The sequence below is a fragment of the Streptomyces sp. NPDC002206 genome, assembly GCF_053593595.1.
The window spans coordinates 1-13,129 of sequence record NZ_JBSFCW010000066.1 but is presented as its reverse complement, the minus strand read 5'-3'; the positions used below and the strand labels follow the sequence as shown (position 1 = coordinate 13,129).

Sequence of the window (13,129 nt, the reverse complement as noted above, 5' to 3'; positions counted from 1 at the left end):
ACACCCTCCTCAGGGATGCAAGAGAATTCCCCCCACCACCCGAGATCGCCGTCCGTCGCACAACCTCATACGACGGGTACTGCCCGTGGGTATTCCCAGCACCTACCGCGTCCGCCAGGTGGTACAGTGCAAGCGGCACGTGTGTAACGCCCCGATTCGGGCGCCGGTGCCGATTCTCCTCCTGTCGCTGCTCCGTTCGTTCTTTCCTGACCGGCGACGCAGCTTCCCGCACCACCTTCCTCCAGTCCGGTACGGACTTTCCTGCCCGTCGTCCGGGGCGTGATTCCACCGCCCTTCGCATCCGCCGGGCCCCTTCATTCGCCATGTCCGCGAAAGGACCACCCCGCATGACCACCACCCTCAAGCACCCTCTTGACCAGCAACAACTCCCCACGAACGTGGTCGGAGTCCTCGACCTGACGCACCAGGGGCACGGCGCGCTGCGCACCGACGGCGGCCACCCCTCCCCCGCCGACGTCCAGGTGCCTGCGGCCCTCGTCCGCCGGCACGGCCTGCGCCGGGGCGATCTCATCGAAGGCCTCTGCGACCGGCCGCGCGCCCTGTCAGCGGTCGAGCGGATCAACGGCCGCTCCCCGCAGGCGCTGAGCGGCCGGCCGCACTTCGCCGATCTCACCCCGCTCCACCCCGGGCAACGCCTGCGCCTGGAGACACCCGGCGGCAGCCCGGCAACCCGCATCGTCGACCTCGTCGCCCCCGTCGGAAAGGGACAGCGCGGGCTCATCGTCGCCCCGCCCAGGACCGGCAAGACAGTGCTGCTGCAGCAGATCGCCGCCGCCGTCGCAGCCAACCATCCCGAGTGCCATCTCATGGTGGTGCTGCTCGACGAGCGCCCCGAAGAGGTCACGGACATGCGCCGTTCCGTACGCGGCGACGTCCTCGCCTCGACGTTCGACCGGCCCGCGAAGGAGCACATCGCACTCGCCGAACTCGCGGTCGAACGCGCCAAGCGGCTCGTCGAGCAGGGCCAGGACGTGGTGATCCTGCTCGACTCGCTCACCCGGCTGTGCCGGGCCCACAACAACGCGGCGACCGCCGGCGGCCGCACCCTCAGCGGCGGCGTGGACGCCGCCGCCCTGCTCGGCCCCAAGCGACTCTTCGGCGCCGCACGCCGCACCGAGGAGGGCGGCTCGCTGACCATCCTCGCCACCGCGCTGGCGGACACCGGGTCCCGCGCCGACGACTACTTCTTCGAGGAGCTCAAGAGCACCGGGAACATGGAACTCCGGCTGGACCGCGCCCTGGCGGACAAACGGATCCACCCAGCCGTGAACATTCCGCAATCCGGCACCCGCCGTGAGGAACTGCTGCTCCCCGCCGCCGAACTGACCGCCGTACGAGGGCTGCGGCGCGCGCTGCACACGAGGGACCCGCAGGCGATGCTGGAAGTGCTGCTGGACAGGATCCGGCAGACCCCTGACAACGCGGCCTTCCTCCGCCGGATCCACGGCACCGTGCCCGACGCCTGAGTCCTCCCGGCAGGCACGGTGGCACGCGCATAGCATGACGTGTTCACGTACCAGTACAGGGAGAGCAGGCACATGGAATTCCGCCGACTCGGCCGCAGCGGTCTGACGATCAGTGAGATCGCCTACGGGAATTGGATCACCCACGGCTCCCAGGTGGAGGAGGACGCGGCCGTCGCCTGCATCCGGGCCGCCCTGGACGCCGGAATCACCACCTTCGACACCGCGGACGTCTACGCCGAGACCCGCGCCGAGGCCGTTCTCGGCCGGGCGTTGAAGGACCAGCGCCGCGAGAGTATCGAGATGTTCACCAAGGTCTACTTCCCGACCGGCCCCGGGCACAACGACCGCGGTCTGGGCCGCAAGCACATCCTCGAATCGATCGACAACTCGCTGCGCCGGCTGCAGACCGATTATGTGGACCTGTACCAGGCACACCGCTACGACCACAGCACGCCGCTGGAGGAGACCATGGAGGCGTTCGCCGACGTGGTCCGCTCCGGCAAGGCCCTCTACATCGGCGTCTCGGAGTGGACGGCGGACCAACTGCGCGCCGGACACGGCCTGGCCCGCGAGCTGAACATTCCGCTCGTCTCCAACCAGCCGCAGTACTCGGCTCTGTGGCGGGTCATCGAGGGTGAGGTCGTGCCCGCGTCCGAGGAGCTCGGCATCGGTCAGATCGTCTGGTCGCCGATCGCCCAGGGCGTGCTGACCGGCAAGTACAAGCCGGGGGCGCAGCCACCGGCCGGTTCGCGGGCGACGGACGACAAGGGCGGGGCATCGTTCGTCGCCGGGTGGCTCCGCGACGACGTCTTGGAGCGGGTCCAGCAGCTGGGGCCGCTTGCGGACCAGGCCGGTCTGAGTTTTGCTCAACTGGCCGTCGCCTGGGTACTGCAGAACCCCAACGTCTCCGCCGCGATCATCGGTGCCTCCCGGCCCGAGCAGGTCACGGAGAACGTGAAGGCAGCAGGCGTGAAGTTCGACGCGGATCTGTTGAAGGCCATCGACGACGTACTGGATCCGGTGGTGGAGCGCGACCCGGCGCTGACCGCGGGCCACGAGGGCAACGACTGAGCCGGCCGGTCACGGCTCCGGGAGGCCGGTGACCGCTGTCCGGCGGTCATCGGCCTCCCGCACGGGGCGACGGGGCGGCGTGTCGGCGCCCGGGCCGTGTCACAAGGGCCTGGTCCCATGGGTCACTTGTACGACACGGAGCGACGGAGGAAAGTGACCGATGGACGAGCAGGAGCTTCTGGCGGCCCGCTTCGAGGAGCACCGGCCCCGGGCAGTGGCCTCCCGGATGCTCGGTTCGGCCGCCGAGTCCGACGACGCCATCCAGGACACCTGACTGCGGCTCACCCGTACCGACGTCGGCGACGTGGCGAACCTCGGCGGATGGCTGACGACGGTCGTCGCCCGGGTCTCCCTCGAAATGCTGCGCAGCCGCGACACCCGCCGTGAGGATCCGTGGGAATCGCATCTGCCGGGGCCCGCCGTGGGCCACGACGTCGGCATCGGGCCCGACGAGCAGGCGGAGCTCACCGACTCGGTCGGCCTGGCGCTGCTCGTGGTGCTGGACACGCTGTCGCCCGCGGAACGTCTGGCGTTCGTGCTGCACGACATGTTCGCCGTGCCGTTCGACGAGATCGCCCCCATCGTGGAACTCACCCCGGCCGCGACCCGGCAGCTCGCCGACCGTGCGCGCCGGCGTGTGCAGGGCACGGTCCCGGATCCCGGGACCGACATGGCCCGTCGGCGCGAGGTCGTCGACGCGTTCCTGGCCGCGTCGCGCGGCGGCGACTTCGAGGCGCTGCTGGCCTTGCTCGACCCGGACGTCGTACTCCGCGTCGACCCCGCGGTGGCCCTGTCGGGCGCGGCCGGGGCGGTGGGGGCCGCTGCGGTCGCCGGCACGTTCGCAGGGCGTGCCTCGGCAGCACAGCCCGCCCTGATCGACGGGCTTCCCGGCGCCGTCTGGGCCCCGGGCGGAAGGCCGAGGGTCGTCATCGGCTTCACTATCGAGGCCGGGCGGATCGTCTCGATCGACCTCGTCGCGGACGCCGACGACCTCGGCCGGATGGATCTGCGGATCCGCGACGTATGACAGAGCTGCGGCCCGCCGCTCCCCCTGGCGAGAGACCGGCAGGCCCCGTCACTCCCCCTGGCGAGGGAGCGGCGGGGTCTGCGCTTGTCACTGCGACGGAATTCGGTCCGTCGGTGGTATGACCCGCGGCGCCGGAGGAATGTGACCGCAGAGGGAGACCCGTCCCGGATCAGCCTCGGGCGGTCAACGACGCGGTGTGCTGGCGGACCTGTTCCGGGGTGAGATAGGAGTCCGTGTACTCGAAGTCGCGCAGCGTGGCCGGCTTGCGGGCCTGGAATCCGGTGCGTACGAAATCGTCACCGGCGATGGCGTTGAGCATCCAGTTCGTCATGACCCGTGCCTTGGCCACATTGGTCCGCATCGCCGACCAGTGGTAGCCGCGGGCCACGGCCTGCGCGGCCATCCCGTGCATCTCGACGCCGAGCGGCTTGGAGACCGCGTCCTTGCCGCCGAGGTCCACAACGAGCCCGAGATCCCTGTGTTCGTACGGCTTCAGGGGCTGGTGGCGGAGTGTGGCGATCAGATTGTCGGCGAGCCTGCGGCCCTGCCGCATGGCGTGCTGCGCGGTGGGCGGGCAGACCGCGCCGTCGCCCTTGACCAGGTCGGGTACGGCGGCGGCGTCGCCGAGCGCGAAGACCCCGTCGAAGCCCGGCAGGGTCATCTCCGGGGTCACTGCCAGACGCCCGCGTACGGTCTCCGCGCCGAAGGTGGCGACCAGCGGACTCGCGGTGACACCGGCCGTCCAGATCAGCGTGCGGCAGGGCAGCACCCGGCCGTCGGTGAGCGTCACCTTGTCGGGCCCCGCCTCGGCGACCGACACTCCGAGCGATACGTCGATCCCGCGTTCGCGCAGCACCTCCAGGGCGCTGAGCCCGAGCTTGTCCCCCAGCTCGGGCATCAGCTTCGGGGCGATGTCGATCAGATGCCACTTGATGAGCTTCGGGTCCAGCCGGGGGTAGTACCGGACGGCACTTGTGGTGAGCCGCTGCAGACAGGCCGCGGTCTCGGTGCCCGCGTATCCGCCGCCGACCACCACGAACTGCAGCCGAGAGGCCCGCTCGTCCTCGTCGTGGCTGGCGTCCGCCAGGTCCAGCTGTGCGATCACGTGGTCACGTACGTAGGCGGCCTCGGCCAGTGTCTTCATCCCGCGGGCATTGTCGAGCAGGCCGGGGATGTCGAAGGTGCGCGTGACACTGCCGGGGGCAAGGACGATGTAGTCGTACGATTCGTCGACGATCTCGTCGGTGATCTTGCGGATGACGCAGATCTTCGCCGTCGTGTCCACGCCGATCGCCCCGCCGGGGATGATCCGGGTGCGGTGCCGACGGCTGCGGCGCAGCGACACCGCGACCGACTGCGGTGTGAGCACGCCCGACGCCACCTGCGGCAGAAGTGGCAGGTACAGCTGGTACGAGAACGGGGCGACGAGCGCGACGTCCGCCTCACCGGGTTTGAGTGCGCGCTCCAGACGGCGTACGCACTCGACCCCGCCGAATCCGGCGCCGACGACGAGAATCCTGGGTCGTGCCACGGTGTTCGTCCCTTCTCGGGTCTGCGCGGGCGCCCGTTCTCCTGCCCGGTCACACGCGCCCATCACCCACCATCCTCACGAACCGGGTCCGAGTTCGCCTGCTGAGGGCGGCAGAACGGACGAGCGCCCGGTGTCAGCGGGTCAGCAGGGTGAGCGCCGTGCAGGTACCGCTGACCGCGCCGGCGGTGACGACTGCGGCCGTGACGCAGCGCGCCCTGAGCCTGCGGTAGCGGTCGTTGTACTCGCCGCGCAGTTCGATGGACCGGGCGGCGATACGGGCCAGCATCGCCCGGGATGCGGCGACACGGTCCGCGGTGTAGACACGGGCCACGTCCTCACACTGGGTGGTGGTGAGCCAGGGCAGCTCGTCGGTGAAGCGGACGGCCAGTCTGCGCGCCTCCTCGACCTCGGCGCTCCACAGCAGATAGCCCTCCATCTGCGCCAGTCCGCGGGCGCTCTCCTTGTCGGGGTCCACTCGTTGCTCCTTCCTCCTCGTCATCGGGCTGCCGCACTCACGCCTGCCGGTCCCCGGGGGTCGCGGGCGTGGCGCCGGGATGGTGGGCGCCCTCGTCGAGGGTCCGTACCGAGGGGTGATGCAGGTCGAACGCCGGGGATTCGGAACGGATCCGCGGCAGCGTGAGGAAGTTGTGCCGCGGCGGCGGGCAGGAGGTCGCCCATTCCAGCGAACGGCCGAAGCCCCACGGGTCGTCCACCTCGACCTTCTTGCCGTACTTGGCGGTCTTCCACACGTTGTAGAAGAACGGCAGCATCGACAGGCCGAGCAGGAACGAGGAGATCGTCGAGACCGTGTTCAGCGCAGTGAAGCCGTCGGCGGCGAGATAGTCCGCGTAACGACGCGGCATGCCCTCGGCACCGAGCCAGTGCTGCACCAGGAACGTGCCGTGGAAGCCCACGAACAGCGTCCAGAACGTCATCTTGCCGAGCCGCTCGTCCAGCATCTTGCCGGTGAACTTCGGCCACCAGAAGTGGAATCCGGCGAACATTGCGAAGACCACGGTGCCGAAGACGACGTAGTGGAAATGCGCGACGACGAAGTACGAGTCCGAGACATGGAAGTCCAGCGGGGGCGAGGCCAGGATGACACCGGTCAGACCGCCGAAGAGGAACGTCACCAGAAAGCCGATGGCCCAGAGCATCGGTGTTTCGAAGGACAGCGATCCCTTCCACATCGTGCCGATCCAGTTGAAGAACTTCACACCGGTCGGTACCGCGATGAGGAACGTCATGAACGAGAAGAACGGCAGCAGCACACCACCGGTGACGTACATGTGGTGCGCCCACACGGTCACGGAGAGGCCCGCGATGGCGATGGTGGCGCTGATCAGGCCGATGTAGCCGAAGAGCGGCTTACGGCTGAAGACAGGGACAATCTCGCTGACGATTCCGAAGAACGGCAACGCGATGATGTACACCTCTGGATGGCCGAAGAACCAGAAGAGGTGTTGCCAGAGCAGTGCGCCGCCATTGGCCGCCTCGAAGACGCGCGCCCCGAACTTGCGGTCCGCCTCCAGCACCAGAAGTGCCGCCGCCAGCACCGGGAAGGCCAGCAGGACCAGCACACCGGTCAGTAGCACGGTCCACACGAACATCGGCATCCGGAACATCGTCATACCGGGTGCGCGCAGGCAGATGATCGTGGTGATGAAGTTGACCGAGCCGAGGATCGTGCCGAAGCCGGAGAAGGCCAGACCCATGATCCACATGTCGCTGCCGATCCCTGGCGATCGAACCGCGTCGGTCAGTGGGGAGTAGGCGAACCAGCCGAAGTCCGCGGCGCCGTTCGGGGTGAGGAAGCCGGCCACCGCGATGATCGAGCCGAAGAGGTACAGCCAATACGCGAACATGTTCAGCCGCGGGAACGCCACGTCGGGCGCACCGATCTGCAGCGGCATGATCCAGTTCGCGAACCCGGCGAACAGCGGCGTCGCGAACATCAGCAGCATGATCGTGCCGTGCATCGTGAACGCCTGGTTGAACTGCTCGTTCGAGACGATCTGCGTGCCGGGACGGGCCAGCTCGGCGCGCATGACGAGAGCCAGCACGCCGCCGACGACAAAGAAGGAGAACGACGTGACCAGGTACATCGTGCCGATCGTCTTGTGATCGGTGGTGCTCATCCACCTGACGACGATGTTTCCCGGCTCCTTGCTGCGTACCGGCAGCTCGTTCGCGTACGACTCCTCTGTCTCGTCCGCCCCTGCTGTGCCCATCGTCGTCACTACGACGCTCCTTCGATCGGTCCTTCGCGGGTGGGCTCGGCACCCGGCAGGGCGCCGCTTCCACCGGGGGCGGCCGGCGGCCCCCCGGAGCCTCGCGCCAGTTTCCAGCTGCAGCAAACCAGCCATGGGGGCGACATGTGCGGCCCGGCGCCCGCCGGGGCGGGACATTCACCCGTCAGGGCGTGCTGACCCACATGCAGCTGCGCGCACCTCATCGCGACACTCAACACACAATGAGAAAAGCTGAGTTGAAGCACCCTCGCGCAGATGTACGATTGCGCCACCGCCGACGGACGGGCGGTGGCACAGTCACATGATCAGCGGCGAGCGGTCTCGGCAGCCGGCAGGTGGCGCCCCGACCCGGCGATCAGCCGGTGGACACGCCCTCGTCGAGGAGCAGGACCGTACCTAGGTCCGTCAGGCGGTCCGCGATGTCGGGGCGTTCGCCGAGGCGTCCGGTACGGGCCGCGTTGTCGACCGTGGTGAGCATCGCGTTCACAATGATCTTGGCCTCGGCCGTGTCGAGTCCCGGCCGGACCTCGTCGAGCAGGCGGACCCACAGCGCCAGACAGCCCCGCCGCGCCTGGCGGGACGCCTTGCGTTCCTTCTCGGGGAGCTGGTCCGACCCCCGGCCAGGACGCCGATCAAGTGGCTCTGGTTCAGGGCGAATTCGATGTACGAGCGGCGCAGTGCGTCGAGGCTCCCGCGTGGGCCCGTGGCGTTCTCCAGCGTCCGCGCGGCGGCCGCCCTGCGCTGCTCGCCGCCGCGAGCACAGCGGCGACGAGCAGATCCGTGTTCGGCGCCACCGAGACGATCACCCCCGAGGAACTGGCCGAGGCCTCCGAGCGCGTCACACCGGCGGCTCCGGCTTCGACTTTGAAGCGGTCGGCAAGCCGGGCACCCTCCGTGCCGTGTACGACGCCACCCGTCCGGGCGGGACGGTCTGCCTGGTCGGCGCCGGCTCCGCACCGACGAGAGCGGCCTGAGCATGGCCGAGCTGGTCCTCAACGAGAAGGCGGTTCTCCCGTCCTCCTACGGCGACAACAACGTCCGCCGCACCTTCGCCGAGATCATCGACCTGTGGCGTGCGGGCCGTATCGACCTCGACTCGGTGATCACGCACCACGTGCCGCTGACGGACATCAACGAGGCGATCCGGCAGATGCACACGGGTGAGGCGCTGCGTACCGTCATCGACATCGTCTGAGCCCCGGGCTCCCACCGCTCCGCACGACCCGCCGGGGCCCGCACCACCGGGCCTCCGGCGCCTGCACCATGCGCCACATCGTGTTCAACGTGGCGCGGGAGGCCCGTACTGCACCCGCTGCAACACTGACGAACGCCACTGCGAGGCCCCCGTTTCCCTGAGGACCGGGGGGCCTCGCAGTTGGTGGAGATCCTCGTCGGACGCGTCAGCCCTCAGGCACCAGCGCGTCAACGCTGTCGGCATCGAGGCCGGCCTCGGCCGGCAGCGCCCCCGCACTGCTCCACACCACCAACGAGCCGTCCGATTGATCGACTACACCACGACAGCGATGAGCCGGCGAGCGGCGGCGTCGGTACGGGCGACGTCATGGGTCACCAGGCGGTCCTGGCACAATCCGCGCAGGCCGGAGGCGAGCAGCGTGGCTCCTGCCCACGCCTGCTGTGGCGGGTGACCCAGCCGGACGTAGGCGGCGGCGATCGGGGCGATCATGATCTCGACGGTGTCGGCAGCGAGCTTGCCGTACTGCTCCGGATCGGTGGCGCCCAGGCTGAGCAGTTGCACCAGCATGCGGAACGCCCCGGACTGCTCCCCGACGTTGATCGCTTCCCACAAGGCGTGGGCGGCCTTGCGCAGGCCGGCGCTGTCGTGGACGTCGTCGAACATCGCGCGGGTGTCAGGACGGCTGGCGGCCAACGCCTGGGCCAACAGGTTCTCGCGACTGCCGAAGTAGTACAGAAGCATGCGTTTGGTGGTGCCGACGGCCTCGGCGAGCTGGCTCAGCGACGTCAGCGCGAGACCGTGGTGCTGGAGGTGGTGCACAACCTGCTTCAGCAGTTCGGCACGCTTTTCGGCATTGACGGGGCGAGGCACGTTTTTGACTGTACCGGCCGGTACGCGTATGGTCCACAAATTGTAGATGTGCCGATCGGTACGTTAACGGAATCGCGGCATGGCGATGGCCAGGTGCGGGGAACGGAGAGGGGTGCCATGGAGCTGGTAGCACCGCGAGTGACGGTCGCGGGGGGTGGGCTCGGAGGACGCGGTCCCGCGGTCTTCCTCCAAAGGTCCGGGATCAGCGCCGACAGCTCCGCGCAGGCCGTGGAGGCGAAGCAGGCCAGCGTCGTGAGGGCGCTGCCCGACCGCGAAACGCGGCCGGTGGAGGAGCGCAGCTCGGGTACCGACGAACTGATCCACCGGCACTGGCGCGGCGGCGGTGGCCTCGCCACACATCCAGTCGGCAACAGGTCCCACGAGCACTGTGACGTGGCTCACCGTGGCGTCCAAGGAGTGGGGCTGTGAAACACCGCATCGAGCGCCCTCGGGGCATACCCCTGGCCAGGACTCTGGCCGAGACCCTGATGTTCCCGACGGTACTCTTCCTCGCCCTTCTGTTCTGCTTCCCCACGGCCTTTCACGAGCCTCAGCCGAACCACGCGAAGGTCGTGGTCGCCAACCGCGTCCTGGAAACCGGAGTCGACGCCGCTCTGCAACAGAAGCACCCCGACTGGTTCGATGTCAGGGCCGTGGCAGACGCCGGAGAAGCCCGCCAGGCGGTGCTGGACCGCGACGCAGTGGCAGGCTTCGTCGCCGAGGGCAGACATGCTGTGCTGTACGTGGCCGAGGCCAACGGGCTGCCTCTCGAGCGGGCGCTGACCAAGGGCTTCACCCAGCTTGCGACGCACAACCACCAGAGGCTCACGGTCACGGACGTGGCCCCCACCGTGAGCAAGGACTTGAATGCCACGACCCTGGTCTACTTCGGAGTCGCCTGGAGCGTCCCCGGCTACATACTCGCGACGACCCTGCTGCGGGCGGTGACCTTCAACCGTCGCAAGAAACTGATGATGATCGTGGGCGTCTCCGCCTTCTTCAGTGCCGTGGGCTTCTTCGTCGGAGTAGGGCTGGACTACTTCCCCAACAACTCCTCGGTCCTGGCGATCGCCTTCTTGCTCACCACGGCGGTGGCCACGTTCGCCTACGGCGTGGCGCCTTTCACCAAGCAGTTCTTCCCCATGGTGGGCATGGGCCTGTACATCGTCCTGAGCGTTCCCTCCAGCGGCGTGGCTCCAGTCCCGCTGCTGCCGACGTTCTTCCAGGACCTGCACGTCGTCATGCCGCTGGGCAACGCGGTGGACGCCCTGAGGGGAGTCCTGTACTTCGACAATGCGGGGGTGCTCGAGCCGGTCCTCGTGCTGTGCACGTGGATCACAGTGGGTATGGCCCTGATGGGCCTCGACGCGTGGCGGCACCACCGCCTCGCCGCACGACGGGGCGCGGAGGACGAGCAGGAGGACATTCCGGAGCCGCCGGTGGAGGACCCGTCCGTGGAGGCGCCCACGCCTACCGCGCTTCCGGCCCACCGCCACCACTTCGGCGAGCCATTGCCGATGCTGGAGGGCACCGTCCGCAACGACGAGCAGCAGCCCGTCCGCCACGCCGCGGTGACTGTCATGGACACCAGCGGCCGGCAGTTGGTGCGGACCTCGACGAACGCGCAGGGCGAGTATGCCGTGACCGGTCTACCCGAGGGATATATCAGCGTTGTGGTCTCGTACCCCGGCCGAAATCCGGTGGTCCACCAGAAGCTGCTGCAGTCCGGTGTGGCCGTCCGGGCCGACTTCAGCATGCATGACCGGCGCAACGGGGCGCCACCTGACGTGCTGTCCAACGGGACTGGTCAGACAACGATTCGTGGGTGAGTCAGTCGGTCAGGCCGTGACGGGTTCGAAGCTGCTGGTGCAGGTCCTGGTGTTCGGCTGCGGATACGAGCGCGTCACTGACGAGCACTGCCCGGCAACCACCTCTGCACCGCCGCCGGGACGAGTGGATCACGCTCGAAGTGATGGAGGAGCTGAGGCTGCTCGTTCTGTCCGCCCACGCCCCCATGATCGGCCTCGAGCTTGACGCCCCGACGCGCTCAACTTCCCGCTGCGCAGCCCCCGGTCGAGCCATGCGACGATCCGGGACCGGCCCGCCGCCAGAGCTTCCTCAGCACGCTCGGCAACCTTGACGTCCAGGCAGGCCCTGGCACAGACCTCTGCGATGCCCGACCCCATCAGGCCGCAGCCCACGACCCCGATCCTGCTGAATCAACGCCTGCCTGGATGTCCTCTCTGGAGGCAGCTCGCGGCTGCCGGTGATGTCCGGGTCGTCCGGCTTCCCGGGGACCGGTTCACTGCCAATCGGCGCGCCCTACCGGGTCGCAGAGTTCGAGGACGAGCTCCCCGGAATCCGGGTCGGCGCCGGTGACGGGGCGCACCCGCGCGCCCACATACACCAGATGCGGTGCGGTACCCACGACCTGGCATCGGAACACGAAGCCTTCGGGCAACCGGACCAAGGACTCGTTGCGAGCAGCCTCGGTGTAGCGGTGCACCACGCTGGACCGCACGACGACACCCAGACCGTCGCTGCGTACGGAGTCCAGATCGCTCGACGCGCACACCGGACACAACAGCCGCCGGAACGACGCCGTACCGCACCAGCGGCAGAGCTGGTAGATCAGTCCGGCTTCACCCGGCGCCGTCGGCGCGGCACTACTTGCTGAAACTGAATGGGACACGTCTCGACCCCTTGGACTCGGCTCGGGTGCGTCGGCGCCGTGCTTCGACGCAGACGCACCATATGACACTGAGTGCCGAGAGGTAAAGGTACTGAGTACCTATGCCAAGGTCAGTCCTCGGCGAGGGCCGACTCGACCTTCTGCACCACGCGCCACATGGGCGTGCCCTTGGCGGCGACCACCACGACGACATCGTCGCCCGCGGCCGGCGTGGCGACGCCTTCGGCTGCGGCACCCCAGACCCGCTGCACGACCCCGAGGGCGTGGTCCACCGCAGCCTCCGCGTCCCCCTTGCCGCCCGAACGCAGCCACGACCGCAGGCCGTTGTTGTGCGCGGCGACCACGGCCGCGGCAATCACCTCGGCGTGCAGCGGGCCGTCCGGGGTGCCGGCACAGCGGCCGCGGAGATACTCGGCCAGCGTGCGTTCGTAGCGGCGGACCACGGACAACTCGTAGGTCCGCAGGCCCGGAACCTCCCGCGTGAGGTGGTAGCGCTGGACGGAGAACTCCGGATTCGCGGCGTACATCCGCAGCACGAGCCGGGCCGCGTCGCACACCGTGGCCACCGGGTCGCCGTCGTCGGCCGCCTCCAGAAGCGCAGTCATATCGGCGAGACAGCGCTCGTGGTCGGGGAAGACCACGTCCTCCTTGGAAGGGAAGTAGCGGAAGAACGAACGCCGCCCGACCCCGGCCCGCGCGACGATGTCGTCCACCGTCGTCCGCTCGAAGCCCCGTTCCAGAAAGAGCTGGAACGCCGCCTCTGCGAGCACCTCCCGCATGGGTGGCTTCTTCACTGGTCTGCGTGCCTCGGTCATGCCCGGAACCTAACACCAACTGCAACCATTCGACACTACGTACCTTTACAGAGGGTACTGAGTACCATATGGTCGACTGAGGAACCACACCCAGGTAGGAGAGCCGGCGTGAGCTTGAGGATCGTTGTCTGTGTGAAGTACGTGCCCGACGCCACCGGTGACCGGCATTTCGCCGATGACCTGACGCTG

The 13,129-nt window shown here is 68.6% G+C and carries 12 protein-coding genes and 4 pseudogenes; 8 read left to right on the top strand and 8 right to left on the bottom strand.

Annotated features, from left to right (window positions below; genetic code table 11):
• The first annotated feature begins 347 nt into the window (after positions 1–347).
• From rho to ACWCP8_RS40365, 3 genes and pseudogenes are all read left to right on the top strand, one after another.
• A complete protein-coding gene (rho, locus tag ACWCP8_RS40375; protein WP_352272609.1) occupies positions 348–1,487 on the top strand; it encodes a transcription termination factor Rho in 1,140 nt (379 codons plus the stop codon).
• Positions 1,488–1,559: 72 nt separating this feature from the next.
• Positions 1,560–2,558: an aldo/keto reductase family protein gene (locus tag ACWCP8_RS40370; protein ID WP_352272607.1), complete on the top strand. Its 999-nt coding sequence runs from the start codon at positions 1,560–1,562 to the stop codon at positions 2,556–2,558.
• A 160-nt stretch (positions 2,559–2,718) separates the two neighbouring features.
• Positions 2,719–3,585: pseudogene (locus ACWCP8_RS40365) on the top strand (sigma factor).
• Positions 3,586–3,754: 169 nt separating this feature from the next.
• On the opposite strand, the gene ACWCP8_RS40360 reads toward ACWCP8_RS40365, so the two are convergent.
• From ACWCP8_RS40360 to ACWCP8_RS40345, 4 genes are all read right to left on the bottom strand, one after another.
• The gene (locus ACWCP8_RS40360) at positions 3,755–5,116 is read right to left on the bottom strand and encodes an NAD(P)/FAD-dependent oxidoreductase (protein ID WP_352272605.1); all 1,362 of its coding nucleotides are present in this window, start codon (positions 5,114–5,116) and stop codon (positions 3,755–3,757) included.
• A 133-nt stretch (positions 5,117–5,249) separates the two neighbouring features.
• Positions 5,250–5,591, bottom strand: a complete 342-nt coding sequence (locus ACWCP8_RS40355) for a hypothetical protein (protein WP_382845451.1) — start codon at positions 5,589–5,591, stop codon at positions 5,250–5,252.
• Positions 5,592–5,628: 37 nt separating this feature from the next.
• Positions 5,629–7,347, bottom strand: coding sequence for an aa3-type cytochrome oxidase subunit I (gene ctaD / locus ACWCP8_RS40350; RefSeq protein WP_451121492.1), 1,719 nt, complete (start codon positions 7,345–7,347; stop codon positions 5,629–5,631).
• Positions 7,348–7,723: 376 nt separating this feature from the next.
• Positions 7,724–7,846, bottom strand: a complete 123-nt coding sequence (locus ACWCP8_RS40345; RefSeq protein ID WP_352272536.1) for a hypothetical protein — start codon at positions 7,844–7,846, stop codon at positions 7,724–7,726.
• Between the two features lie 498 nt (positions 7,847–8,344).
• Here ACWCP8_RS40345 and ACWCP8_RS40340 point away from each other — a divergent pair, with 498 nt between their 5' ends.
• Positions 8,345–8,563: a dehydrogenase gene (locus tag ACWCP8_RS40340; protein WP_352272535.1), complete on the top strand. Its 219-nt coding sequence runs from the start codon at positions 8,345–8,347 to the stop codon at positions 8,561–8,563.
• Positions 8,564–8,875: 312 nt separating this feature from the next.
• Here ACWCP8_RS40340 and ACWCP8_RS40335 read toward each other — a convergent pair whose 3' ends face one another.
• Entirely contained in the window at positions 8,876–9,433 is a 558-nt protein-coding gene (locus ACWCP8_RS40335; protein WP_356006912.1) for a TetR/AcrR family transcriptional regulator, read from the bottom strand.
• Positions 9,434–9,550: 117 nt separating this feature from the next.
• On the opposite strand from ACWCP8_RS40335, the gene ACWCP8_RS40330 reads away from it, so the two are divergent.
• The 3 genes and pseudogenes from ACWCP8_RS40330 to ACWCP8_RS40320 all read left to right on the top strand — a co-directional run.
• On the top strand, positions 9,551–9,862 hold the full coding sequence (locus ACWCP8_RS40330; RefSeq protein WP_451121488.1) for a hypothetical protein: 312 nt from the start codon (positions 9,551–9,553) through the stop codon (positions 9,860–9,862).
• Positions 9,859–11,262 (top strand): carboxypeptidase regulatory-like domain-containing protein, encoded by a 1,404-nt coding sequence (locus ACWCP8_RS40325; protein ID WP_451121486.1) that lies wholly within the window; start codon positions 9,859–9,861, stop codon positions 11,260–11,262. The genes ACWCP8_RS40330 and ACWCP8_RS40325 overlap by 4 nt, the downstream gene beginning before the upstream one ends.
• A gap of 34 nt (positions 11,263–11,296) precedes the next feature.
• Positions 11,297–11,468 (top strand): annotated as a pseudogene (locus ACWCP8_RS40320) (IS5/IS1182 family transposase); the annotation flags it as partial.
• On the opposite strand, the pseudogene ACWCP8_RS40315 reads toward ACWCP8_RS40320, so the two are convergent.
• The 3 genes and pseudogenes from ACWCP8_RS40315 to ACWCP8_RS40305 all read right to left on the bottom strand — a co-directional run.
• Positions 11,467–11,619: pseudogene (locus ACWCP8_RS40315) on the bottom strand (3-hydroxyacyl-CoA dehydrogenase NAD-binding domain-containing protein); the annotation flags it as partial. The pseudogenes ACWCP8_RS40320 and ACWCP8_RS40315 overlap by 2 nt on opposite strands.
• Before the next feature lie 116 nt (positions 11,620–11,735).
• Positions 11,736–12,125, bottom strand: a complete 390-nt coding sequence (locus ACWCP8_RS40310; RefSeq protein WP_451121484.1) for a Zn-ribbon domain-containing OB-fold protein — start codon at positions 12,123–12,125, stop codon at positions 11,736–11,738.
• Positions 12,126–12,235: 110 nt separating this feature from the next.
• Positions 12,236–12,940 carry a TetR family transcriptional regulator gene (locus ACWCP8_RS40305; RefSeq protein WP_352272528.1) on the bottom strand — a complete coding sequence of 235 codons (705 nt, stop codon included), beginning with the start codon at positions 12,938–12,940 and terminating at the stop codon, positions 12,236–12,238.
• Positions 12,941–13,048: 108 nt separating this feature from the next.
• Between ACWCP8_RS40305 and ACWCP8_RS40300 the strand changes: the two are divergent.
• Positions 13,049–13,129, top strand: a pseudogene (locus ACWCP8_RS40300) (electron transfer flavoprotein subunit beta); the annotation flags it as partial.

Bases quoted from the DNA above. Each gene is read 5' to 3' on its own strand.
- rho (WP_352272609.1), top strand. From the start codon at position 348: ATGACCACCACCCTCAAGCACCCTCTTGACCAGCAACAACTCCCCACG.
- ACWCP8_RS40370 (WP_352272607.1), top strand. From the start codon at position 1,560: ATGGAATTCCGCCGACTCGGCCGCAGCGGTCTGACGATCAGTGAGATC.
- ctaD (WP_451121492.1), bottom strand. From the start codon at position 7,347: ATGGGCACAGCAGGGGCGGACGAGACAGAGGAGTCGTACGCGAACGAG.
- ACWCP8_RS40345 (WP_352272536.1), bottom strand. From the start codon at position 7,846: ATGCTCACCACGGTCGACAACGCGGCCCGTACCGGACGCCTCGGCGAA.
- ACWCP8_RS40340 (WP_352272535.1), top strand. From the start codon at position 8,345: ATGGCCGAGCTGGTCCTCAACGAGAAGGCGGTTCTCCCGTCCTCCTAC.
- ACWCP8_RS40330 (WP_451121488.1), top strand. From the start codon at position 9,551: ATGGAGCTGGTAGCACCGCGAGTGACGGTCGCGGGGGGTGGGCTCGGA.
- ACWCP8_RS40305 (WP_352272528.1), bottom strand. From the start codon at position 12,940: ATGACCGAGGCACGCAGACCAGTGAAGAAGCCACCCATGCGGGAGGTG.